The organism is Aureimonas ureilytica (genome assembly GCF_001475935.1).
Taxonomy (GTDB): Bacteria; Pseudomonadota; Alphaproteobacteria; order Rhizobiales; family Rhizobiaceae; genus Aureimonas; species Aureimonas ureilytica_A.
The window spans coordinates 26,789-50,573 of record NZ_LDQA01000008.1; the positions used below are offsets into that span (position 1 = coordinate 26,789).

The window sequence follows — 23,785 nt, forward strand, 5'->3', positions numbered from 1 at the left end:
CGGTCGCAGTTCCCCCCTGCGGCCGGCTTGCGGCGTTGAGATCGGTTGAAGGCCGCGCTGCCGCCGATGCAGGGGCCTGCGAGTTGGCCTCTGACAACTCGCGCTCCGCTGGCGAGCGCAGCGCGCTCGTCAGACGGTGGCCATGGCTGTCGCTTCGACCCTTTGGCCCGTCGCACTGTCGAAGAGGTGAGCCCGTGCCGGGTCGCCCGCCACCGACAGGCGTTCGCCCACCTGAACCGAGCTGTCGCGCGGGAACTCCACCGTGATCGGCCGCTCGCCGCCGGCTTCCAGATAGCCGAAGGTCTGGCTGCCCAGACGCTCCACCATCGCCAACTCGCCGGTGAACCAGGCCTCTTCGAGCGAGGACAGGCGGAGGTCTTCCGGGCGGATGCCGAGCGTCAGCCGCTCCGGCGCGGGGGAGGCGAGGGCAAGCGGCAACTGGATTTCGCGCTGGGGAAGACGCAGGCGCAGCGCGCCCGGCCCCACGATCGGCGCGCCGCAATCCAGCGTGTTCATGGTCGGGCTGCCGATGAAGCGGGCGACGAAGAGCGTCTTCGGCCGATGGTAGAGTTCGAGCGGCGGCCCGACCTGCTCCATATGGCCGCCATTCATCACCACGATCCGGTCGGCGAGCGTCATCGCCTCGGTCTGGTCGTGCGTCACATAAACGGTCGTCGCCTTCATGCGCCGGTGAAGCCGCGCGATCTCGAGGCGCATCTCGACGCGGAGCGCGGCGTCGAGATTGGACAGGGGCTCGTCGAACAGGAAGGCGTCGGGCTCGCGCACGATGGCGCGGCCCATGGCGACGCGCTGCCGCTGGCCGCCCGAAAGCTGCGCCGGGCGTCGGTCCAGAAAGGGCTCGATCTTCAGGATGCCGGCCGCGCCCTTCACCTTGGCGTCGATCCCGTCCTTGTCCGCGTCCCGCATCTTCAGGCCGAAGCCCATATTCTCCTCGACGCTCATATGCGGGTAGAGCGCGTAATCCTGAAACACCATCGCGATATTGCGCTCGGCCGGGGGCAGATGGCCGACCGCGCGCCCGCCGATGGACAATTGCCCGCCCGAAATCTCCTCCAGCCCCGCGATCATGCGCAGAAGCGTGGACTTGCCGCAGCCGGACGGGCCAACCAGCACCACGAACTCGCCGCTCGCGATCGACAGATCGACGCGGCGGATCACGTTGACCGAGCCGTAATCCTTGCGCAGCCCGTCGAGCACGATAGCGGACATTCGTTTCCTCCCCGGCCTCTCCCAGGCCGCTTGATCTTTCTTCCATTATCAATAATGATATTGATAGTTTGAGGCAAGGAGGTCGATGTGGAAGAGGTGGAACAGAGGGACGCGCGCCCGTCCGGTTCGGCCCGTCGCCCCGCGACAAGCAAATCCGCGCTCGCCTTCACCGCGCTCAAGCGGGAGATCATGCTGGGCGAGCTGCCGCCCGGCCGCCTTCTGGTCGAACTGGAACTCGCGACGCGCTTTGGATGCAGCCAGGGCACGGTTCGCGAAGCCCTGCTTCAGCTCCAGGACGAAGGGCTGGTGCAGCGCAATGGTTATAGGGGCACGCAGGTCTCGCCCTGCACGCCGGAAGAGGCGGTGGAACTGTTCCGCATCCGCCAGTCGATCGAGTGCCGCGGCATCGTGCATGTGTTGCGCCATCCCAGCCGGACGCTGGTTTCCGACCTGAAGGAGATGCTGGCGGGCATGGTGGAAGCGGCGGGGCAGGGCGACGAGTTGCAACTGGCCGCCATCGACCGCGATTTCCACGCCCGCATCTTCGCGGACGCGCGGCTCGACGCGCTGGACCCGATCCTACGCCGCTGCCTGATCCACAATCACCGCTTCAAGATCTCGCGCAGTCTGGAGCCGCGCGACCTCTCGCAGACGGCGCGCCGACACGAGCCCATCGTCGCCGCGATCGAGGCGCGCGATCTCGAAGCCGCCTCGTCCGCACTTTTCCACCATATCGCGACGATCGTCGATTTCGGGCCGAACGTCTTCCCGGAGCAGCTTCAATGAGCGTCCTGTCCAGCGACCTCGCGCCCGAGATGGCGGCGCTGATGGAGCGCATGGCGCGCGAGGACGGGCCGCAGCCCGATCCGACGACCCTGCCGCCAACCGAGGGGCGTGCTCTGGCCGAGGCGGGCAACCGCCGCTGGAACGTCGATATGCCCGAGATGGCCGAGCGTGCCGAAGCCTTCGTGCCGGCCGACCCCGCGCTCGGCTCGGCGCGCACGCGGCTTCTGGTTCTCGTGCCGCCCGGCGCGCGTGAGGGCGCGATCCTGTTCGTGCATGGCGGCGGCTTTGCCTTTTGCAGCCCTGAGACGCATGAGCGCTGCGCGCGGGTGCTCGCCGCTGAGACGGGCCTGCCCGTGGTGCTGCCGGATTATCGTCTTGCGCCCGAGCATCCGTTTCCGGCGGGGCTTCTGGATGTGGTCGCCACCTGGCGCGGATTGTTCGAGGCGACGCGCGCGCTTGGCCTGCGCGAGGGGCCGCTGGTGCTGGCCGGGGACTCCGCCGGGGCGGGGCTTTGCTTGTCGGCGCTGCTGCACGAGGCGGGCCGCCGACAAGCGGACGCCGCGCTTCTGTTCTACGGCGTTTATGCCGCCGATTTCGAGACGGAGGCTTACCGGACCTTCGCGGACGGGCCGGGCCTGACGCGCGGCAAGATGCAGCGCTACTGGGACTTCTATCTGAAGGACGCGTCCGCGCGCGCCGATCCGCTGGCATCGCCCGCGCTCGCCGGCGAGGCCGCGCTGCGAGCGCTGCCGCCGCTTCATCTGATGGCGGCGGGCGTCGATCCGCTGCTCGGCGACAGTCTCGACCTGGAGCGCCGCCTGCAGGCGCTGGGCCGCCCGGAGCGGCTGGAGATCGTGCCGGGGGTCGTTCACGGCTTCCTGCAGATGACGAACGAACTGCCCCAGGCTCGGGAGGCACTGGGGCGGGCCGCGCAATTCGTGCGCGGCCTGATCTGAACGAAAAACGGGAGGAACAACCATGACCAAGCTGAAGGCGCTCGCCAGCGCGCTCGCGCTCATCACCACGCTCGGCACAACCGGGGCAGAGGCCGAGACGGTGCGCTTCTGGTACCATTTCGACAATCCCGAGAACCCGATGTCGGCCCTCGTGGACAAGTTCCAGAAGGCCAATCCGGGCGTCACGATCGAGGCCGAGAACGTTCCCTGGAACAGCTATTACGACAATCTCTACACGGCGCTGGTCGGCGGCAATGCGCCGGACGCGGCCATGGTGAAGCTCTTCGCCCAGCCGCGCCTTCTGGAAATGGGCGCGCTGGAGCCGCTGGGCGAGCGGATCGACGCCTGGTCCGGCAAGGCCGAGCTTCTCGACAATCTCTTGAAGCTGAACGCCGGGCCGGACGGGCAGAACTATTACCTGCCGATCCAGTATGTCGTTCTCTATCTTTATTATCGCACGGACCTGTTCCAGGCCGCCGGACTGCAACCGCCCAAAACGTGCGAGGAATTCCGCACCGCCGCCAAGACGCTGACCAAGGCGCCCGAAACCTATGGCTTCGGCTTCCGGGGCGGCAAGGGCGGCTGGGATCAGTGGGGTACGTTCGTCTTCTCGCGCGGGGCCGAACTCAAGCCCGGCGGGCTCGACAATCCTCAGGCCATTGCCGCCAATCAATGGTTGATCGACATGTTCGCGCAGGACAAGTCGATCCCGCCCTCCTCGCCCAATGACGGGTTCCAGGAGATCATCGGCGCGTTCAAGTCCGGCAAGACGGCGATGACGATCCACCATATCGGCTCGTCCAAGGATCTGGTGGCCGCGCTCGGCGACAAGGTGTCGGCCGTGCCCGTGCCGGCCTGCGACGGCAAGGCGTGGACGTCCTACGGCGACGAGTCGCTCGCCATCTTCTCGCAGTCCGAGGCCAAGGACGCCGCGTGGAAGTGGATCTCGTTCCTGGCCGAGCCCGAAAACAATGTCGAGTTCGTGAAGGCCACCAATCAGCTTCCGGTGACCAAGACCGGGTCGGCGGGCTGGACGGGCCATGAAAAGCGCTTCGTGGATGCGACGCTCGCCTCGTTGCCCTTCGCGGCCGTTCTGCCGCAGTCTTCCGCCACGGCCGATTTCGTCAACACGACCTGGCAGCCGATGATGCAGCAGGCCATGACCGGGCAGATTAGCTCGGCCGAGATGATGAAGCGCCTGCAATCCCTGTTTGCGCAGTAAAGTTTCCGCTCTTCGACGGGGGAGGGCGCGTTCTCCGGCTCGCCGCCAAGCGTGAGCCGCGAACTGGCCCTCCGCCTGCATCGACCCGCTCGGGTTCCGAGCCTCCGGGGCTCGGCCGCGCCGCCCTTTGTGCGATCCGCGTTCGGGCGGCGGCGCGCCTTTTCTTCGAGTGCCGTGGGCGGCGATCCGCCCGGCCAGCGAGGTTTTCCGATGTCCAGTCTTGACGATCTGGCCGCCCTGGAGGGCGCGCCCCGCACCCCCCAAACCTTCTCGCGGGCGCGGCTCATGCCCTATGCGCTGCTCGCCCCGGCGGTTCTCGTGGTGCTCGTCGTCGTCTTCCTGCCGATGATCGAGGCGGTGGTGACGAGCTTTACCGATCTCGTCCTGTTCAAGCCCAATGCCAGCCGCTTCGTGGGGCTCGCCAATTATGTCAAGCTCTTCGCCGATCCCGTCTTCTGGGAAGCGCTCGGCAACACTGCGATCTGGATCGGGCTGACCGTGCCGCTTCAGATGGGGCTCGGGCTGCTGACCGCGCTGCTTCTCAATCAGGAATTCGCCTGGCGGGGTCTGGCACGGGCGCTCGTCATCATCCCCTGGGCGCTGCCGAGCGTGGTGATCGCGCTCATGTGGCGCTGGATCTACGATCCAAATATCGGCGTGCTCAACGATCTGCTTCTCTATCTCACCGTCATCACCACGGCCGTTCCCTGGCTGGCCGATCCCGGCGTCGCGCTCTACGCGATCATCGCGACACTGACCTGGCAGGGCTTTCCCTTCTTCGCGGTGATGATCCTCGCCGCGCTCCAGGGCATTCCGAAGAGCCAGTACGAGGCGGCCTCGATCGACGGCGCGAGCGCCTGGCGTCAGTTCCGCCACATCACGCTGCCCGGCATCGCGCCGGTTCTGGCGACGGCGGGTCTCCTGCGGGTCATCTGGGTGGCGAATTCGATGGATGTGATCTTCGTCATGACCGGGGGCGGGCCGGGCTATTCCACCACGACGCTGCCGCTCTACGCCTTCGTCAAGGCGCGGCAGAACCTCGATTTCGGCTATGGCTCCTCCATCGCCGTCACCTTCACTCTCATCCTCGGCTCGATCGTCGCGGTCTATATCGCGCGCACCATGCGGGAGGTCGAACGATGAACCGCGCCAGTTTTCTGAAGCGCCTTCTCACCATTCACATCCCGGCGGCGCTCATCGTGCTGCTCGCGGTCGGCCCCTTCGCCTGGATGGTGCTTACCTCGCTCACCCCCTCGGCCGACATCGCGGCCCGGGGCGTGTCGCTGACGCCGGCAGGCTGGAGCGCGGACAATTACGCCCGGCTTCTCGGGCGCACCTCGTTTCTCGCCAATATGGGCCACAGCTTCATCGTGGCGCTCGGCACGGTCGCGCTCGGCCTTCTCGTCTCGGTCTCGGCGGCCTATGCCTTCTCGCGCTTCCGCTTTCCGGGGCGGCGCTTGTTGATGCTGCAATTCCTGCTCGTCAACATGTTCCCGATCGTGCTCCTGATCCTGCCGCTCTTCGTCCTGATGCGCCGGTTCGGCATTCTCGACACGCATCTCGGCCTCATCATCGCCAATGCGACCACGGCCATTCCCTTCGCGGTCTGGATGCTGACGAGCTATGTCGGGGCGATCCCCAAGAGCCTCGACGAGGCGGCGATGATCGACGGCTGCTCGCGCCTGTCGGCCATGCGCCGGGTCGTGCTGCCGCTGGCCCTGCCGGGCATCATCTCGACGGGCATCTACATCTTCATCACCGCCTGGAACGAATATCTCTACGCCCTGACGCTCGGCGGGCGAAACGTGCGCACCGTCACGGTCGCGATCCAGACGCTGATCGGCGAGTTCCAGATCGAATGGGGCCTGCTGGCCGCTGGCGGCGTCTTCGGCGCGCTGCCCGTCACCATCCTCTTCCTTCTTGTTCAGCGCCGGCTCGTCGGCGGCCTCACACAGGGCGCGGTCAAGGGCTGACCCCCCCACCGCGCCCCTCCCTTTCACGTCGCAGGAAAGACGCTTCCATGAACCCGGTCGGGTTGATCTCCATGCAATATGCAAGGCCCTTCGGGCCTGAGCATTTCCCGCTCTTCGCCAGGATGAAGGCGCTCGGCTTCGACTTCGTCGAGCTGCTGGTCCCTGAGCCGGGCGAACTCGACACCGGCGAAACCGCCAGGGCGCTCGCCGACGCCGGGCTCGGCGTGGTGCTGGCCGCCCGCGTCAATCTCCAGCGCAATCTCTCCTCGGCCGAAAAGCCGAACTGGCAGGGCGGCGTCGATTATCTCCGCTATGCCGTGGATACCGCCGTGGAACTCGGCGCCACGATCGTCGGCGGCCCGCTGACCGGCAATCCGCTCGTCTTCGCCGGGCGCGCGCCCGCGCCGGTCTCGGAGGACGAGCGCCTGGCCCGCAAGGCGCGCTGCGTCGACGGGCTCCAGATCGCGGGCGCGCACGCGGCGGGCTCGGGCGTGACGCTTGCCGTCGAGCCGCTGAACCGCTTCGAGAGCGATGTCCTGTGCACGACGCAACAGGCCGTCGAGCTGCTCGACGCGGTGGACCATCCCGCCATCCAGCTCATGCTCGACACGTTCCACATGGCGATGGAAGAAGCCTCCATCGCCGAGGCCATCCGGCTCGCCGGCTCGCGCCTCAAGCATTTCCAGGCCAACGAGAACCATCGCGGCTTTCCCGGCACGGGCTCGGTGGACTGGGTGTCCGTCTGCCGCGCGCTGCACGAGGTCTCCTACACCGGCCCCGTCTCGCTGGAGCCCTTCCGGCGCAATGACGATCGGTTCGGCGTCCCCTTCGCGCAATGGCGCGCGCCGCACGAGGACGAAAGCGCCCGGCTGGAAGCCAGCGCCGCCTTCATCAAATCCCATCTCGCTTTGACGGAATTCAGACGATGACACTCCGGATCGGTTGGATCGGCTGCGGCATCCACGCGACGCAGATGCTCTTGCCCCAGCTCCTGCGCCACGATGTCGAGATCGCGGTGCTCTGCGACATCGACGGCATCAGGCTCGCCTCCGCCGGGCGGCAGTTCGGCGTTCGCACGCTGACGCAGGACGCCGAAGAGTTGATCGCAACGCCGGGGCTGGATGCCATCGGCATGGCGGTCGGCCCGGACCAGCATCTCGCCTTCGGCCTGAAAGCCCTGGAGCGGGGCCTGCCCGTCTTCATGGAAAAGCCGCCATCGGGCTCGGCCGATGGCGCGCGCCAGCTCGCCGCCGCGTCCGACCGCGCCGGCAAGCCGCTGCTCGTCGGCTTCATGAAGCGCTATTCGGTCGGCAACAAGATCGCCCACAATGTCCTGAAGTCCGGCCGCTTCGGCGATGTGCTGGGCCTCACCGGCTATTACATGACCGCGCCGGGTTACTTCGAAGGCAATGTCGATTACACCGGCTTCCTCTTGCATCACTGCGTCCATTACATGGACCTCGTGTCGCATCTTGTCTCGCCGGTGACGAGGATCGCGGCGCGCAAGGTCGAGAAGACGCCGGGCCGCATCCTCTTCCATGTCGGCTTCGACTTCGAATGCGGGGCGATCGGCACGGTGGTCATGGGCACGGTGCAATCACGCGGCACGCCGGTGGAGCGCATCGAGATCATGGGCGATCATCAGCGGCTTGAGGTCGAGGACGTGGTGGAGGTGCGCTGGCACCGCAACCCGCCCTTCAAGGTGGCCGACCCCGCCGCCACGCTTCTCGACAACGAAGACACGCTGACCTGGAAGCCCAATTTCACCGCCGCCGCCAACGAGGACTACAAGGGCTATCACTCGCTCCTGGCCGATGTCGTCCCAGCGCTGCGGGGCGAGACGACGCCCGCGCCGACCATCCATGACGGCGTGGTGGCGATGGAGCGGCTGGAAGACATGCGCCGGCAACTCGGCATCTGAGACGAGAAGGCCGCACGATCGACCCGAGGATCGTGCGGCCGATCTTCAGCCCCGGTGCGGACTGGCCGACGCCACGCCCGGCTGGAAGGGCAGGAACTGCACATGCGGGCGCGAATGGTGCGGCGAGGCTTCGACCCGCGCGTCCACCGCGAAGACATCGCGTAGCAAGCGTTCCGTCATCACCTCTTCTGGCGACCCCGAGGCGACGATACGACCTTGGTTCATGACGATCAGCCGGTCGCAGAACATGGCCGCGTGGTTGAGGTCGTGCAGCGACACGATGCAGGTCAGCGACAGGCTGGAGATCAGCTGGAGCAGGCTGATCTGGTGATGAATGTCGAGATGGTTGGTCGGCTCGTCCAGAAGCAGTTCCGTCGGCGTCTGAGCCAGCGCGCGTGCAATATGAACGCGCTGCCGCTCGCCCCCCGACAGGCTCTGCCAGCGGTCATGGCGCTTGTGCTCGAGGCCCGCGCGCGAGATCGCCTGGTTCACCGCCGCCTCGTCGGCCGCGCCCCAGCCGGCAAAGGGCGAGCGATGGGGAAAGCGGCCGAGCTTGACCACATCGATGACGCAGAGATCCGCCGTGGTGTTGGCGTGCTGTTCCACAAAGGCGATGCGTTGGGCCAGCGCGCGGCGGCCGATGGTGCGCATATCCGTGCCGTCGAGGCGCACGGAGCCCTCGTGCGGCTGGCGAAGGCCCGACAGGATGCGCAGCAGCGAGGTCTTGCCCGAGCCGTTGGGGCCGAGAAGTCCCAGGACCTTGCCGGGCTCGGCCCGGAGCGACACGCCGTCCACCACGGTCTTCTTGCCGATCCGCCAGGAAATGTTGTCGGCAAGGATGCTCATGACGGGCGCTGGAACCGATAGAGGATGAGGGAGAAGAAGGGCACGCCGACCAGCGCCGTGACGACGCCCACGGGCAGGACCTGATGCGGGATCAGGGCGCGCGAGGCCGTGTCGGCCAGAACCATGAAGATCGCGCCCGTGATGGCGCAGGCCGGCAAAAGGCGCGTGTGGAGCGGGCCGGCGAGGAAGCGCGCGGCATGGGGCACCACGAGGCCCACGAAGCCGATCGAGCCGACCATGCTGACGATGGTGGCCGCCATCAGCGCCGTTCCCGCGAACAGGACGATCCGGGTGCGCCCGACATGGATGCCGAGCGCGGCGGCGGCGTCATCCCCGAAAGCGAACGCGTCCAAGACGCGCGCATAGAGAAGGCAGAGGACCAGACCGGCCAGCACCACCACCGAGACGAGCTGAACATCGGGCCAGCGCACGCCGCTGAAATTGCCGAGCAGCCAGAACATGATGTCGCGCGCCTGCTGCGCGTCGGCCGCCGTGGTGACGATATAGGAGGTCAGCGCGTTGAAGAGTTGCGAGGCGGCGACGCCCGACAGGATCGTGCGATCCGTGCCCCCGCGCGTGCCGTTGGACAGGAGCGCCACGAACAGAAACGCCACGAAGGCTCCGACGAACGCGCCCATGGAGAGCGTCAGCGCTCCCGCGCCCAGCCCGATCACCACGACCGACACCGCGCCTGTCGAAGCGCCCGCCGAGATGCCGAGCACATAGGGCTCGGCCAGCGCGTTGCGCAGCAGTGATTGCAGCACCGCGCCGCACAGCGCCAGCCCCGCGCCGCAAAAGGCCGCCGCCAGCGCCCGGCTGAGGCGATAGTCCATCACCACGCTTTCGTGGATACGATTGAGCGGGACATGGGTCCAGCCCAGGCTGTTGGTCACGGCATAGAAGGTCGTTTCCGGCGAGATCGGCAGGTCGCCCGTGCGCACGCTCAGCGCGATGGCGGCGAGCGTCAGCACGGCGCAAAACGCAAGAAGCAGGCCGAAACCGGCCTGCCGTCTGAATCCTGCCAAAACGGGTGATGTCACTTCGAGTCTGCCGACAGGGCTTCCAACTGCTTCTCGACCTGCTCGGCGCCCCGGATCGTGCGGATCGTGGGGTTCATGGCCTGTCCGTCCATTACTACGATGCGCCCCTTCTGCACCGCGTCCAGCTGGCTGACGGCCGGATCGGTCTTCAGGAATTCGATCTTGGCGGCCGGTTTGTCCAGCGCCCAGCGGTTGCGATCGAGATCGGCCACGACGATCACGCCGGGATTGGTGGCGATGATGCCCTCCCAGCCCATGGTCGGCCATTCGGCTTCGCTCTCGACGGCGCTATGTCCACCCAGAAGATCGGCGATATAACCGCCGGGTCCGAGCTTGCCGGTGAGATAGGCGTCGGCCGACGGGGAGGGACTGGAGAACCAGAATAGGTACGAATAGTCCTTACCGCGCGCCTTGGCCTTCTCGCGCAGCGCCGCCTCGCGCTGCTTGAAGTCGGCGATAACGGCCTGTCCCTTGTCCTGAACGTCGAAGATCCGCGAAAGATCGTCGATCTCCTTGTAGACCGCGTCCATGTTCCAGAGTTCGGAACGGCTGCCGTAGATGTCCTTGGTGTCCTGCTTGTTGGCGCAGGTGCTGGGCGAGAGGTAGGTCGGAATGTTCAGCTTGGCATAGTCCTCGCGCTTGGCGACCTTGCTCTCGGGCCCCATCAGAAGCACGGTCTGCGCGGCGACGAAATCGGGCTCCTCGGCCAGCACGCTCTCGAAGGTCGGGATCTCGACCGTCAGCACCTTCACCTTCTCGTTGGCGGCGGCCAGCTCCGGCATGACCTTGCTCGGCCAGAAGGCGCTGGCGACGAGCTTGTCCTGCAGGCCGAGAAGGAGCAGGATTTCGGCGCTGTTGGCGCCGAGCGCCACGGTGCGCGTCGGGGCCTTGTCGAACGTGACTTCGACGCCGCAATTCTCGATCTTCAGCGGGTATTGCGTCTGAGCGGCCAGGGCGGGGGACGCGGCGGCGCTCAGAAGCGCAAGCAGGCTCGATACGGCGGCGAGGGACGTCCGGGAGACCAAGGTTCGATTCCTTGAGAAGATAAGGTGCGTCCGCTCCCTAAAGCATAGCCCCGCCCCAAACAAGAGTAGCTGGCTCAGGTTCTTTGTTTGTTTTGGAAGAAAGCAAAAGCCTGTGGCGCCTATATTAGAAATCTTCTAATCTTTCTTTTTACTATCAGGCTGCGGGAATTTCAGGGACGGGATGGATCGATCATCCGGCCGGTGATCCTCCGTCCGTTCCGGCCCGCGGAAGGGCTGCGGGGGGCCAATCCCTCCGCGCCGAAGCGGCCCCGCTCTTGCCCACTCAGGAAGGGGCGACCCCGTTCAGCCCACGCTCCAGCCACAGGGCGAAGCGCGGGTCGAGCCTGGCTTCGCCGCTGTAGCGGACGCGCGTTCGAAATTCCAGCGGCGACAGGCTGAAGCGCTGGCGGAACAAGCGCGAGAAATGCGCCGGCGACGCAAAGCCCGACGCGAGCGCGACGTCGGCCACAGCGCGGACCGGGCCCGATGGGTCCAGGAGAAGCATGACGGCGTGGCGCAGCCGCGCATCCTGCCGCATCGCGCTGACGCCGCCTTCGGACGTGGCCAGGCGATACAGTCCCGTCCGCGACAAGCCGAGCGCCGCCGCCATGCGCCCCGGAGGCCACTCCGCATTGGTGGCGCAAGCGTCCAGAAGCGCCCAGAGATCGGTCAGCCGATCCGGTGCGTCCGGCGGCGGCGCTTGGGCCAGAAGCGCGATCGCATCGATCAAGGCGCTGGCTTCCGTTGGGGACAAGGGGGCCGGACCGTCGGCCAGCAAGCGGATCGGAGGCACGATCAGCCCATTCATCACATCCTCCGCCGGAAGATGCCGGCCATGCGGCGGCAGGCTTTCGAGCGGCGTGCTTCGCGGCAGAAAAAGGAGAACGAGGCTGGCGGGGCGTTGGATGCTGAGGCTAAAGGACCGCGCCATGTCGAACAAGGCGATGTCGCCCGAGCGCAGCGGCTGGACGTGCTCCCGCACGGTGCTGTCGCAAGACCCGGCCGACACGAGCAGCACGAGGCGATGATCCCAGCCGCCGCGCCGCGCCGCGCCCACGGCGCGCTCGAGTTCAAGCGATCCGGCGTCCAGGCGGACCACAAGCCCGCCGCCCGTGGCGCGCGCGTGGCAGCTTATGGAAACGGGGGCGTCGTGCATCAGGGTGAGGTCGAACAGGGGCGTGAGAAAGGCCCGCAACGCCTCGGCTTCGCCTGGGGTCTCGAATTGTCCCCGACGTTCCATCAAGACGGGATGATTCATACGCCGTCCCAGGGGACGCACCGAAAAGAACCGTTTGACAAAGGTCTATCGTTCGGCCGGGTTTCCGCAACGGATCGGCCGTCTCGCTTCGTCTTCACGTTCGGCCTTTCGACGCGCGCTTCCAAGGATCGGCGCAGCCGCTGGAGGCCGACTTCTCGCAGTGAGCATGGAGCCAATCGCGGGAGATGTCGATCACGTCTTTTGATGTGTCGGCCCAGACAAGCGTTGGACGCTTCCGGTTTCGAGAACCGCGCTGGCGACCCAGCGTCCTTGTGCCCTGGAATGGCGGGCTCATTCTCTGAAGTGGGGGGCTGCGACTGGCCAAGGGTAGGATAACGTGCTCAGGACGTCGATACCCGCGCGAGAAACCGTGGGCAGACACATAACGCTGCGCCATGCATGGCTGCTCCGACCGAATGATCGTATCGCGCAACCGATCAGGGCATCGCCGACAAGGAGTCGCCGATCTACTCTTGAGATCATGAGGCCACGATCATAGCCACGACAGGCGATGTCGAACGGAAGACCAAGAGAATGCCTCGTTGATCATCGTTGTCATCTACATGATTTTCGTCGTTTCAGCCATGCTGCTCATCGGCATATGGGCGTGGCGGAATTTTCGCGACAGTAGCATCCCTGTTCCCGACGAGAATGAAGCCGTCGCGATATATGCCGGCGGTTCGATATGGCTCGGTTTCCTGGCGCATGTCATGTTTACCATTATGGTGATCTATGCCGTTGTTTCAAAAATTCATACGAATAGAATTTTCCTCGATTTCGTTCTGTTTTGTGCTCTCGTCACCGCCGTCTGCGCTCTCCATACGCTCCCTCCGGCCAAGGCCTCCTTGAGGGAGTTCCTCTTTTACGTGCAGGGACGGCCGATCCTGTTGATGGGGCAAACGTTCCTCACTGACCTGCGAGATGGCGGAACACTTAATTTTGCAGACTATGATCGATACTATTCGTATCGCTCTCTCTGGAGGTTTCGCTCTTCGAAAGACAGCGCTTCGAAGCCGGTTGCCATCCAGATTTACAGTCTCGGCTATCGCGACAGTATGATGATGGTTCGCGTCTTGCGCGAGGCTCACATCGAACGGGAGAACGGTCGCCCAACGCGGGCGCGCCGATAAGTTCGACGAGAGCGCGAGATCTCCATCACGCATCGAACAGACAGCGCTCACGCTTCGAGCGCAAGGCCCGCGCGCTCGAAGTTGGCTTGAGGCGACGGGCGGGGCGTCGCGCCAGCCGGCTAGGATTTCCGCGTCTCAGCGAGGTGCCGAGGCCCGTTGACGAAGCGGCCCCTGAGGGACCAAAGGTAAGCGTGGCGGACAGATCGCGCGGGGCCAGGGGGCCGGCGCTCTGCCGCCTGGTATCCGAAGAGAGCGATCATGAGCGATATGGCCCTGCCCTCGAAAGCGTCTCCCGATCGGGCGACCTTCTCGATCCTCGTGGCGATGAGCGGCTGCCACATGCTCAACGACATCATGCAGTCGCTGCTGCCCTCGCTCTATCCGCTGCTGAAGCAGAACTACGCGCTCGACTTCGCACAGATCGGGCTCCTCACCATGGCCTTCCAGATCACCGCCTCGCTGATGCAGCCGGTGGTCGGTCTGGTGACGGATCGCTGGCCCATGCCCTATTCGCTCCCCGTGGGCATGACGAGCACGCTCTTCGGCCTCATCCTGCTGGCCCACGCCCACAACTACCCGCTTCTGGTGGTGGCCGCCTGTTTCGTCGGCCTCGGTTCGGCCGTCTTCCACCCGGAATCCTCGCGCGTCGCGCGGCTGGCTTCGGGCGGGCGGCATGGTTTTGCGCAGTCGCTGTTTCAGCTCGGCGGCAATGCGGGCACCGCGATCGGCCCGCTGCTCGCGGCCTTCATCGTTCTGCCCTTCGGCCAGTCGAGCATCGCCTGGTTCGCGGCGATCGCGCTTCTGGGCATCGTTATCCTGTCCTGGTCCGGGCGCTGGTATGCGGCCCATCGCAAGGCTCATGCGGGTCGCCCGGCGGCGAGCCGGACGCTGCCCCTGCCACGCGGCAAGGTGCTCTGGGCCCTGGCGATCCTGATTCTGCTGACGGCGACCAAGAACGTCTATCTGGCGAGCCTGTCGAGCTATTACACGTTCTTCGTCATCGACAAATTCGCCCTGACGGTGCGCGAGGCGCAGCTGATGCTCTTCCTGTTCCTTGGCGCGGCGGCGGTCGGCACCTTCGCGGGCGGGCCGATCGGCGACAAGCTCGGCGCGCGCTTCGTGATCTGGTTTTCGATCCTCGGCGTCATCCCCTTCGCGCTGATGCTGCCCTATGCCAACCTGCCCATGACCGGGCTTCTGACCGTCGTGATCGGTCTCGTTCTGGCCTCGGCCTTTCCGGCCATCGTGGTCTTCGCGCAGGAGCTTCTGCCCGGCCGGGTCGGCCTTGTCGGCGGTATCTTCTTCGGCTTCGCCTTTGGCGCGGGCGGTCTCGGAGCGGCGTTCCTCGGCAATTTCGCCGATACGCGCGGCATCGAATTCGTGTATCGCGTCGCCTCCTATCTCCCGCTTCTGGGCCTTGCCACCATCTTCCTGCCGCGCCTGAAACGCTGACGCGCTTCGGGTTCGACCGGCGCGTCTCCGGGAGGGGCGGGGAAGACGCATCGCGCTCCCCGACGCACAACGGCGCCCACCCGGAGAAGACGTCTCGCATCGACCTCGCAAGGTTTTCGTTCGGTTCTGTTCAGTCTCGTCCGCCGTATCCAGTCCGCTTCGAAACGGTCTTTTAGCGGAAAGGGCATAGGGTTCGGGGACGGAAGAGGAGGGACGGGCATGGACAATGGGTTGGTGATGTCGTCGGTCCCCGCGGACCCATATGCAGCCGCCACGCGGGCTGGTCCGTCGATGCGGCGCGGCGTTGCCGTATCGCGGCGTTTGTCGCTTCCGCAGTCCGCGCCTTTGTTTCGGGCGCTGGGACCGGACGGGCCCTGCTCGGCACGACCGGCCTCCGCCCGCCGCCCTGATCGCTCATCCGCTCGGTGAGGTCGGGTATGGGCGATAGGGGAACGCGCGGCGCTCGTTCCTTCGTGTCACCTTCGGGCCGCGCCCGAAGGGCCGCGCCTGTCGCCGTCTCGATCCTGGCTGCCATGCCGCCTCGCCCGACCGTCTTGCCGTCGCTTCTGGTCGCCCTCGCGCTCCTGCTCGCTGTGGGGGCGGCCGAGGCCGTGCCGAGCGGCGCTTGGGATTTGCGCGGCTCGCTTCCGCTCGAAATGGCGGCGCATGGCGGCGCGGCGAGCACGCTGTCCGGCTGGTCGTTGCCGCCCGTCGAACTCCGTTCGCTCCTGCGCATGGTGCATCTGATCGGCCTCTGCCTTGGCTTGGGCACCACGCTTCTCTTGGACGGGAACCTTCTGGGCTGGATGCGCGCCGGGCGCGCGCCCGATTATGCGCCGAGCATCCTCGGCGCAGGCAGGCGTGTGGTGATGGTCGGCTTCGGCCTCCTCTGGGCCTCGGGTGCGGCTTTGACGGCGCTCGCCGTATCGAGCGATCCGAGCTTCCTCGCGAGCCCCAAACTCTGGGCCAAGATCGTGGTGGTGACGGCGCTGACCGCCAACGCCTTCGTGCTGCACACCCGTGTCCTGTCACCCTTTTCCCAGTCCCTTGCCCGCGCCATCGACGGGCGCTGGCGCGGGCGCGAGCGGCGCCTGTTCGTCGCGTGCGGGGCCGTGTCCGCGACCTCCTGGCTTGTGGCCTTCGCGCTGGGCGTCCTGCGCGAATGGAACCAAGGCGCGGGGTTCGGCGCAATTCTGCTCGTCTGGCTGATCGGGATGCTGGCGGCCGCCCTCGCGATCCGGCTTCTCCTGCCTGCCCCCTCGGCCGCCGCCCCCTATCGCGGCCCCGATCGCCGGCAGCGATCCGCCGTTTAAGGGCTCGTTCGCGTCAGCTCAGTGAAACGCGGCAAGACCGTCTGGCGGACGCCCGACGCTTGTCGTGCGTCGCCGCCGCCGCGCCGGCTCTTTCCTGCCGACCGCCCGCTGCGGGTTCGAAACTGCCAATCCTCATAGGGCCGTGGGCCACAGACCGGGAATGTCGCCTCGAATGTGGTCGGGGCCGGACGCCTCCAACGTCGTTGATCCGATACGAGTTTTGCCTCAAGGCCCACAGCAAGCCTAAGGCTGTCCGACTGCCGTCTCAGGGATAAGGCTGTTCCAGGCGCGGGCTGGCACGGGAAATTCCAGCGCGTCGTGCCCGCCGACATCCGCTCAACCAAAGCCCGCTCGATCTGCGTGCAAACCATAGGCTCCGCTGATCCTCCCCGCGCGTTTTGGCAGAGTCCTTGGCTGTGCATTGTGGAGGATATTTCGTCGCGACCGCACCGCCGATGCGCCGTCGCCTTACGCGCGCCTCGCTTCTCGCCCAGACCCCAAACACATCATCACTCTCGGCCCGGTGGTTTGGCCCGGAACTCGAAGATCGGCGAGGACGCCGGTAGGCGAGCGCTCGAGCAACGGCTCGGAACGATTTTCGGGACGAGGGCTAACGTTTGAACGCGATCGGTCGAATCCAAGGCGACGACTGCCGTTCCCGCCCTTCATTGCGAATGAAGAGCCTCTGATCCAATCCGCTTCGGCTGCGCTGTGATGCGCCTATCAAGGCCCCGAAATATCGGCGTCCTCGCCCGTGCCGCCGGGTGCGCCATCGCGGCCGAGCGAGACGATGCGGAAGCCGCCGGGAGACACTTCGTAGGCATAGGGTCGGCCCCATGGGTCGGTCAGGCCGCTCTGGTTCTTGAGATAGGGGCCGTTCCAGCCGGGCGAGCCGTCATTCGTCATGAGGGCGGCCAGGCCCTTGTCGGCTTGCGGATAGGCGCCGGTGTCGAGGTAGTAGAGTTCCACGGCATTGGCGAGATTGTGCACCTGCGTGCGTGCCGTGTCGGCCTTGGCGGTGCCGATATAGCCGAGCACGCGGGGGCCGACGAGCGTCGCAATCATCGCGATGATCGCCAGAACCACGAGAAGCTCGACCAGCGTGAAGCCGGCATCGGCGCGATCGTCCCGCGACAGCGCTTCGGCTGTCCGATCCTCGTTGCGTGCCATGACTCGTCCCTCGTCGGTCTCGATGCGGCCGACCTTAGGCTCCATCGCTTTGCGATCCGGTAAAGCGCGTCGGCTCGAATCCGCCGGTTCCCCAGATCCGGGATCGGGCAGGGCGACGCACCCCGCCGTCCGGGCGGAGGCAAGCGCTTCCCGTTATGCGATCGCCCCCGGCGCGGCGAGATCGGCCCTCGCCGCCTTCCCTGCTCAGCCCGCTGCCGCGAACCGCGTCGAGGCGAGCGGCGGGCGGATGGCGCGCCCGTCCGCGCCGAAGAAACGCAGCTTGTCCGCGCTGGCGGTAAGGCGCAGGTTCGCGCCGCGCTGAAGGGTGACGCTGCCGGGCAGCTTGGCGACGACAGGCTCGTCCGTCAGTCCGACATCCACATAGACCAGCGTTACCTCACCCAGATCCTCGGTCAGCGCCACCTGGCCTTCGATCAGGGCGTCCTCTCCTGTGCCCGCGAGCGACAGGTCCTCCGGCCGCACGCCGAGATGGAATTCGCCGCCTGCCCCGGCGGGGGACGAGATGGGCACCCGCAATCGGCCTCCTTTCAAGACCCAGCCGCCGCTACCATCGGCCGCCAGCGGCAGGATGTTCATGGCGGGCGAGCCGATGAAGCGCGCGACGAAGAGATTGTCGGGATCGTTGTAGAGTTCCAGAGGCGTACCGACCTGCTCGACATGGCCCTTGTTCAGCACCACGATCCGGTCCGCCAGCGTCATCGCCTCGACCTGATCGTGGGTGACGTAGATCATCGTCGTGTTCGGCATCCGCTCGTGCAGCCGCGCGATCTCGATGCGGGTCTGCACGCGAAGGGCGGCGTCGAGATTGGACAGCGGCTCGTCGAACAGGAACACCTTCGGATCGCGCGTGATCGCCCGGCCGATGGCGACACGCTGGCGCTGACCGCCCGACAGGGCCTTGGGCAGGCGGTCGAGATAGGACTCGATCTGCAGCATCTTCGCTGCTTCCCGCACCCGCCGATCAATCTCGGATTTGGACTGTCCCTTCTCCAGCGACAGGCCGAAGGCCATGTTGTCGTAAACACTCATGTGCGGATAGAGCGCGTAGGATTGGAACACCATGGCGACGCAGCGCTGCTTGGGTGTTTCCTCGTTGACGACGCGCCCGTCGATTTCGAACGTGCCGCCCGAAATCTCCTCCAGCCCCGCGATGGTGCGCAGAAGCGTGGACTTGCCGCAGCCGGACGGGCCGACAAAGACCACGAACTCGCCCGAGGGAATGTCCAGATTGATGTCGTGCAGAACCTCCACCGCGCCATAGCGTTTCTGCACGCCCGTCAGCTTGAGATGGGCCATTGGTCGTCCTCCCCCTGTCGATCAATCCAGCTGCAAGAAGGCGGCGCCATGCCGCGCGAGCGCGAGGCGGCCTGTCTCGAACCGCGCGCCGAACGCGCCCGCTTCGCTCAGGAGACGCGCCCCCGAGAAATCCCCACCCACGTCGATCTCGGCTTCGCGACGCGACAGGTTGAAGACGCAGAGCAGCGCGTCCGATCCTTGCCGGCGCGTGAAGGCGAGACAGTCCGAGCCGAGATCGTGGAAGGCGATGTCGCCTTTCACCAGCGCCGGATGGCGGCGGCGGAAGGCAAGGAAGTTGCGATAGGTCTCCATCAGAGAACCCGCCACGCCCTCCTGCGCATCCACCGCCAGCGGCAGATGCTCGGGGGGCACAGGCAGCCAGGGGCGTGCGGCCGTGGTGAAGCCGCCATTCGGCGCGCCGGCGGTCCAGACCATGGGCGTGCGGCAGCCGTCGCGGCCCTTGATCGTGGGCCAGAAGCGCTTGCCCCAAGGGTCCACGATATCCTCGTAGGGGATTTCGGCCTCGCTCAAGCCGAGTTCCTCGCCCTGATAGAGGCACACCGAGCCGCGCAGAGAAAGAAGAAGCGCGGCGGCGAGCCTGAGCACCGCGTCCCGGTCATCCTGCCCGTCCGCCCAGCGCGTGGCGTGGCGCGTCACGTCATGGTTGGAAAAGGCCCAGCAGGCCCAGGCGTCCGTGCCCCCGTCCAGGAACCGCTCGATCACCGGGCGGATGTCGTCGATCGCGGGCAGCTCCGTGTTCAGGAAGTCGAAGGCGTAGCTCATATGAAGCCGGTCGCCGCCTTCGGTATATTCGCGCATCAGCTCGACACCGCGAATGAGTTCGCCGACTTCCCCCACCGCCGTCGCGGCCGGATATTCGTCGAGCAGGGCGCGGAAGCGTGTCAGGAAGCCGAGATTTTCGGGCCTGTTCTTGTCGTAGAGATGGTCCTGCCGATTATAGGGCCGGTCGCGCGGAGCGGTGCGCTCGTTCCAATTGCCGGGATGGAGAGGCGGGTTGTCGCGAAGCTCGGCGTCGTGAAAGTAGAAATTGACCGTATCCAGCCGAAATCCGTCCACGCCCCGGTCGAGCCAGAAGCGCACGACATCCAGCATCGCGTCCTGAACGGCGGGGTTGTGGAAGTTGAGGTCGGGCTGCGAGATCAGGAAGTTGTGGAGGTAATATTGCTGACGCCCGGCGTCCCACTCCCAGGACGAGCCGCCGAAATTCGACATCCAGTTGTTGGGCGGCGAGCCGTCGTCTTTCGGCTCCGCCCAGACATACCAGTCCGCCCGTGGGTTGGTGCGGTCCTTGCGGCTTTCCACGAACCAGGGATGGCGGTCGGAAGAATGGGAGAGAACGAGGTCGATCATGACCTTGAGCCCGAGCCGATGGGCTTCCGCCACCAGCATGTCGAAATCCTGGAGCGTGCCGAAGATCGGATCGACGCCGCGATAGTCCGACACGTCGTAGCCGAAATCGTCCATCGGCGAGGTGAAGAAAGGCGAGATCCAGAGCGCGTCTGCCCCGAGCTTGGCGATATGGGGCAGGCGCTGGGTGATGCCGGGCAAGTCGCCCACGCCGTCGCCGTTCGAGTCCTGAAACGAGCGGGGATAGACCTGATAGATGACAGCCCCGCGCCACCAGTCGCGATCGGGAGTCGCCGTCGGCTGGATCGCCGGGCTCTCGGTGGAGGTCGCTTGAACTTTATCGAGCATCGGGACTAACCCTTCACGCCGCCTGCGGTGAGGCCGGAAATGATCTTGCGTTGGAAGATGAGGACGAGAACGATCAAGGGCACCGTGACGACGACGGAGGCGGCCATGATCGTGCCCCAGGGCGTTTCCTGTTCAGACGCGCCCGACAGAAGCGCGATGGCGACGGGCACCGTGCGCGTGTCGTTGTTGGCCACGAAGGTCAGCGCGAAGAGGAATTCGTTCCAGGCGGCGATGAAGGCCAGAAGCCCGGTCGTCACCAGCGCCGGCCACATCAGCGGCAGGAAGACGCGCCGGATGATGGTGAAGGGCGAGGCCCCGTCCACGATCGCCGCCTCCTCGATTTCGACCGGCAGATCGCGCATGAAGGTGGTCAGCACCCAAACCGTGAAGGGCAGGGTGAAGATCATATAGGCGAAGATCAGCGAGAAGAGCGTGTTGTAGAGGCCCATGGCGCGGACCATCTCGAACAGGCCCGCCAGCACCGCGATCTGCGGGAACATCGACACGGCGAGAATGGTGAGCAGCAGGAGTCCGCGTCCCCGGAACGAGACGCGAGACAGCGCGTAGGCGGCGGTGACGGCCAGAAACAGCGAGATCGCCACCACCGAAACCGCCACGATCAGCGAGTTCAGGATGTTGCGCAGGAACGTGCCGGTGGACAGCACGCCCTCGTAATTGGCGAGCGTGATGGCGCGCGGCCAATAGTCGATGCGGAAGAGATCGGTGCCGCTCTTCAGGCTGGTCAGGATGGCGTAGTAGAACGGGAAGACCGAAAACACGACGATGGCAATGACGAGGGCGTAGAAGCCGACGCGGCCGGCCGCGCGCTGGAGGGTTCGAGCGCTCATCACTGGCCTCCTGCAAGATTGAGCCGGGCGGTCTTGATGTAAAGCAGCGTGATCATCGCGATCACGAGGAAGAGCATGGTCGAGGCGGCCGAGCCTTGCGCGAAATTGTCGAACTGGAAGAGGTTCTCCTGCGCATAGACGCTCATGGTCTTGGTCTGCGGGTTGTTGGGCGTCAGCACGTAGATCAGATCGAAGACGCGCAGCGCATCCAGCGCGCGGAAGATGACGGCGACGAGGATCGCCGGGCGGATCAGCGGCAGCGTCACCTTGAAGAAGACCTTGACCGGGTTCACGCCATCGATCTTCGCGGCCTCGTAGACATCGCCCGGCACCATCTGAAGGCCGGCGAGGATCAGCAGCGCCATGAAGGGCGTGGTCTTCCAGACGTCCACGATGATCACGGCGATCATGGCCGTGTCGGGCGAGGCAGTCCAGGCGATGGGCGCGGAGATCAGGCCGAGCTTCACGAGCATGTCGTTGAGGATGCCGAACTGGTCGTTCATCATCCAAGCCCACATCTTGGCCGAGACGATGGTCGGGATGGCCCAGGGGATCAGCACGGCGGCGCGCACCAGGGCGCGGCCCTTGAACTCGGCGTTCAAGACGAGCGCGAAGATCAGACCCAGCACCGTCTCGATCGACACCGAGATGATGGCGTAGCGCACCGTGTTCCAGACCGCCTGCCACCAGATGGGATCGGCGAGCAGGCCGAAGGCTTCACCCTCTCCGCCTCCATAGTCCACCCACTCGTAATAGTTGGCGAAGCCGACGAACTGCGCGCCTTCGAGGTCGGACAGGCGAGCGTTGGTGAAGGAGAACTGGATGGTCTGGAATAGCGGCCAGGCCGCGACCAGCGCCAGAACGAGGAGCATCGGTAGAAGAAAGAGCCAGGCGGCGCGCCGGCGCTGGCGCGTCAGGGCCGAGCGGCCTGCCGGAGCGGATGGCGCGCTCGGGGCGGGCAGGCCGGCTTTGGGCTCGGCCTCGAAGCTTTTCCGGGTGGGGGGTGCGCCGGGTGTGGCGTTGGACATCGCAAGCGCCTCGCAAAGGGGAGAGGTCGAGCCGGCGCGCGGCTGGGGTGGCGGCGCGGCGTCGAAAGGGCTCATGCCATGTGCCTTCGCCTCGGGGGCGAAGGCACCGTTCGCTCACCGGCGGAAGCTTACCAGGCGTTGCGCTTCAAACGGCGCAGCTGGCGCTCAAGGTCCTGAAGGTTCGCGGCACCGTCGCCCTGGCCGGCCAGCGTCTTGTTGGCCGCCGTCCAGAACTGCTGCGACACCTCGTTATACTTGGCCTTGGTGGGCGCGGAGGGGCGGGGCGTCGCGTTTTCGAAGACGCTCTTCCACTTGGCCACCAGCGGCTGCTGCGCCACGATCTCGGGGTCCTCGTAGAGCGAGGGAATGGTGGGCAGGCGCGCGGTGCCGAGCGCGCGGGACTTCTGCGCCTCGGCCGAGGTCAGGAACTTGACCAGCTCGATCGCGGCGTCCTTGTGCTCGGAATATTGCGAGATGGCGAGGTTCCAGCCGCCCAGGCACGCGGCGGACTGGCCGCCCTCGCCCGCCGGCAGGGGCACGGCGTCGAACTTGCCCTTGATGGGCGAGTCGGCTGCGTTGCCCAGCGGATAGGCATAGGGCCAGTTGCGCATGAAGACGGCGTTGCCGGTCTGCCAGACGCCGCGCGACTCTTCCTCCATGTAGCCGAGCACGCCCTGCGGGGCGATCGTGCCGACCCAGCCATGCGCCATGTCGAGCGCGGCGGCGGCCTTGGGATTGTTGACGGTGATCTCGCCTTCGGGCGAGACGATCTGGCCGCCGCCATTGGAGGCAGTCCATTCCAGCGCGTCGCAGGTCAGGCCCTCATAGGCCGCGCCCTGGAACACGAAGCCGTTCATCTGCGCGTTGCCGCCCTGTCGCTCGGCGTCCTGCACGAACTTGGCGGTTTCTGTCAGCTCGGCCCAAGTCTTGGGAACTTGGCGCCCGTGCTTCTCCAGAAGATCCTTGCGGTAGTAGAGGGCCGGCGCATCGGCGAAGAGCGGCATGGCGACGAGCTTGCCGTCCACGGTCTGCGACTGAATCACCGCGGGCAGATGCTGGCCGATCACGTCCTTCATGGGGCCGGACAGGTCCACGAGATTGGCGGCGAGCTGCGGCGCCCAGATAACGTCGGTGCGATAGACGTCCACATCCTTGTTGCCGGCCGAAAGCCAGAGCCGATACTGGCCGAACTGGTCCGTCGTGGAGGCCGGCATGGTGACGATGGTCACCTTGTGGCCCGACGCCTTCTCGAACGCGTCAAGCTGCCCGCGCATCTCGTCCACGTCGCGCCCGACCGAGCCGAGCGCGATGCTCAAGGTTTCGGCGTGCGCGCCGGCATTTCCCAGAATCGTGGCGGCGATGAGCCCTGCGGCGAATGCTTTCAGCATATGATGTCCTCCCGTTTCGTTCCAATCAGCGCCGCCTTCCGCCCCGTCGCCCTCCCTGGCGACGATGCGGCGGCTCATGGTTTCCGCCGGTTCCGCTCCGGCCCTGCATGATCCCACAAATTTGCGTCCCGGCACTGTTTAAAGCGCTTTCATTGAATTTGAAGCG

General features: G+C 66.0%; 21 protein-coding genes. 10 read left to right on the top strand and 11 right to left on the bottom strand.

Annotated elements, in window-relative coordinates:
• Positions 1–129: 129 nt before the first annotated feature.
• Positions 130–1,230, bottom strand: a complete 1,101-nt coding sequence (locus tag NS365_RS02425) for an ABC transporter ATP-binding protein (RefSeq protein ID WP_058598694.1) — start codon at positions 1,228–1,230, stop codon at positions 130–132.
• An 87-nt stretch (positions 1,231–1,317) separates the two neighbouring features.
• On the opposite strand from NS365_RS02425, the gene NS365_RS02430 reads away from it, so the two are divergent.
• From NS365_RS02430 to NS365_RS02460, 7 genes are all read left to right on the top strand, one after another.
• A complete protein-coding gene (locus tag NS365_RS02430; protein WP_082684366.1) occupies positions 1,318–2,016 on the top strand; it encodes a GntR family transcriptional regulator in 699 nt (232 codons plus the stop codon).
• Complete coding sequence (locus NS365_RS02435) at positions 2,013–2,972, top strand: alpha/beta hydrolase (RefSeq protein WP_153003623.1); 960 nt, start codon at positions 2,013–2,015, stop codon at positions 2,970–2,972. The genes NS365_RS02430 and NS365_RS02435 overlap by 4 nt, the downstream gene beginning before the upstream one ends.
• A 22-nt stretch (positions 2,973–2,994) precedes the next feature.
• The gene (locus NS365_RS02440) at positions 2,995–4,194 is read left to right on the top strand and encodes an ABC transporter substrate-binding protein (protein WP_058598695.1); all 1,200 of its coding nucleotides are present in this window, start codon (positions 2,995–2,997) and stop codon (positions 4,192–4,194) included.
• Between the two features lie 285 nt (positions 4,195–4,479).
• The gene (locus NS365_RS02445; protein WP_306302825.1) at positions 4,480–5,337 is read left to right on the top strand and encodes a carbohydrate ABC transporter permease; all 858 of its coding nucleotides are present in this window, start codon (positions 4,480–4,482) and stop codon (positions 5,335–5,337) included.
• Positions 5,334–6,167: a carbohydrate ABC transporter permease gene (locus NS365_RS02450; RefSeq protein WP_058598697.1), complete on the top strand. Its 834-nt coding sequence runs from the start codon at positions 5,334–5,336 to the stop codon at positions 6,165–6,167. Before NS365_RS02445 ends, NS365_RS02450 begins: the two co-directional genes overlap by 4 nt.
• Before the next feature lie 47 nt (positions 6,168–6,214).
• A complete protein-coding gene (locus tag NS365_RS02455) occupies positions 6,215–7,096 on the top strand; it encodes a sugar phosphate isomerase/epimerase family protein (RefSeq protein ID WP_058598698.1) in 882 nt (293 codons plus the stop codon).
• Positions 7,093–8,088, top strand: a complete 996-nt coding sequence (locus tag NS365_RS02460) for a Gfo/Idh/MocA family protein (RefSeq protein ID WP_058598699.1) — start codon at positions 7,093–7,095, stop codon at positions 8,086–8,088. The genes NS365_RS02455 and NS365_RS02460 overlap by 4 nt, the downstream gene beginning before the upstream one ends.
• Before the next feature lie 45 nt (positions 8,089–8,133).
• Here NS365_RS02460 and NS365_RS02465 read toward each other — a convergent pair whose 3' ends face one another.
• From NS365_RS02465 to NS365_RS02480, 4 genes are all read right to left on the bottom strand, one after another.
• Complete coding sequence (locus tag NS365_RS02465) at positions 8,134–8,934, bottom strand: ABC transporter ATP-binding protein (RefSeq protein ID WP_058598700.1); 801 nt, start codon at positions 8,932–8,934, stop codon at positions 8,134–8,136.
• A complete protein-coding gene (locus NS365_RS02470) occupies positions 8,931–9,926 on the bottom strand; it encodes a FecCD family ABC transporter permease (protein WP_058598802.1) in 996 nt (331 codons plus the stop codon). Before NS365_RS02470 ends, NS365_RS02465 begins: the two co-directional genes overlap by 4 nt.
• Before the next feature lie 44 nt (positions 9,927–9,970).
• Positions 9,971–10,999, bottom strand: coding sequence for an ABC transporter substrate-binding protein (locus NS365_RS02475; protein WP_058598701.1), 1,029 nt, complete (start codon positions 10,997–10,999; stop codon positions 9,971–9,973).
• 283 nt (positions 11,000–11,282) lie between these two features.
• On the bottom strand, positions 11,283–12,257 hold the full coding sequence (locus NS365_RS02480; protein WP_058598702.1) for a helix-turn-helix transcriptional regulator: 975 nt from the start codon (positions 12,255–12,257) through the stop codon (positions 11,283–11,285).
• Between the two features lie 542 nt (positions 12,258–12,799).
• Between NS365_RS02480 and NS365_RS02485 the strand changes: the two genes are divergently transcribed.
• The 3 genes from NS365_RS02485 (at position 12,800) to NS365_RS02495 (ending at position 16,152) form a co-directional block, all read left to right on the top strand.
• On the top strand, positions 12,800–13,387 hold the full coding sequence (locus tag NS365_RS02485) for a hypothetical protein (protein ID WP_058598703.1): 588 nt from the start codon (positions 12,800–12,802) through the stop codon (positions 13,385–13,387).
• 267 nt (positions 13,388–13,654) lie between these two features.
• Complete coding sequence (locus NS365_RS02490) at positions 13,655–14,839, top strand: MFS transporter (protein ID WP_058598803.1); 1,185 nt, start codon at positions 13,655–13,657, stop codon at positions 14,837–14,839.
• Positions 14,840–15,276: 437 nt separating this feature from the next.
• On the top strand, positions 15,277–16,152 hold the full coding sequence (locus NS365_RS02495; protein ID WP_153003624.1) for a hypothetical protein: 876 nt from the start codon (positions 15,277–15,279) through the stop codon (positions 16,150–16,152).
• A 723-nt stretch (positions 16,153–16,875) separates the two neighbouring features.
• On the opposite strand, the gene gspG is transcribed toward NS365_RS02495, so the two are convergent.
• From gspG to NS365_RS02525, 6 genes are all read right to left on the bottom strand, one after another.
• The gene (gspG, locus tag NS365_RS02500) at positions 16,876–17,322 is read right to left on the bottom strand and encodes a type II secretion system major pseudopilin GspG (RefSeq protein ID WP_058598804.1); all 447 of its coding nucleotides are present in this window, start codon (positions 17,320–17,322) and stop codon (positions 16,876–16,878) included.
• Between the two features lie 204 nt (positions 17,323–17,526).
• Positions 17,527–18,639, bottom strand: coding sequence for an ABC transporter ATP-binding protein (locus NS365_RS02505; protein WP_058598705.1), 1,113 nt, complete (start codon positions 18,637–18,639; stop codon positions 17,527–17,529).
• Between the two features lie 21 nt (positions 18,640–18,660).
• Complete coding sequence (locus NS365_RS02510) at positions 18,661–20,355, bottom strand: alpha-amylase family glycosyl hydrolase (RefSeq protein WP_082684368.1); 1,695 nt, start codon at positions 20,353–20,355, stop codon at positions 18,661–18,663.
• Between the two features lie 5 nt (positions 20,356–20,360).
• Positions 20,361–21,203, bottom strand: coding sequence for a carbohydrate ABC transporter permease (locus NS365_RS02515; RefSeq protein WP_058598706.1), 843 nt, complete (start codon positions 21,201–21,203; stop codon positions 20,361–20,363).
• On the bottom strand, positions 21,203–22,231 hold the full coding sequence (locus tag NS365_RS02520) for a carbohydrate ABC transporter permease (RefSeq protein ID WP_082655668.1): 1,029 nt from the start codon (positions 22,229–22,231) through the stop codon (positions 21,203–21,205). Before NS365_RS02520 ends, NS365_RS02515 begins: the two co-directional genes overlap by 1 nt.
• Before the next feature lie 128 nt (positions 22,232–22,359).
• On the bottom strand, positions 22,360–23,619 hold the full coding sequence (locus tag NS365_RS02525; protein ID WP_058598807.1) for an ABC transporter substrate-binding protein: 1,260 nt from the start codon (positions 23,617–23,619) through the stop codon (positions 22,360–22,362).
• Positions 23,620–23,785: the final 166 nt, after the last annotated feature.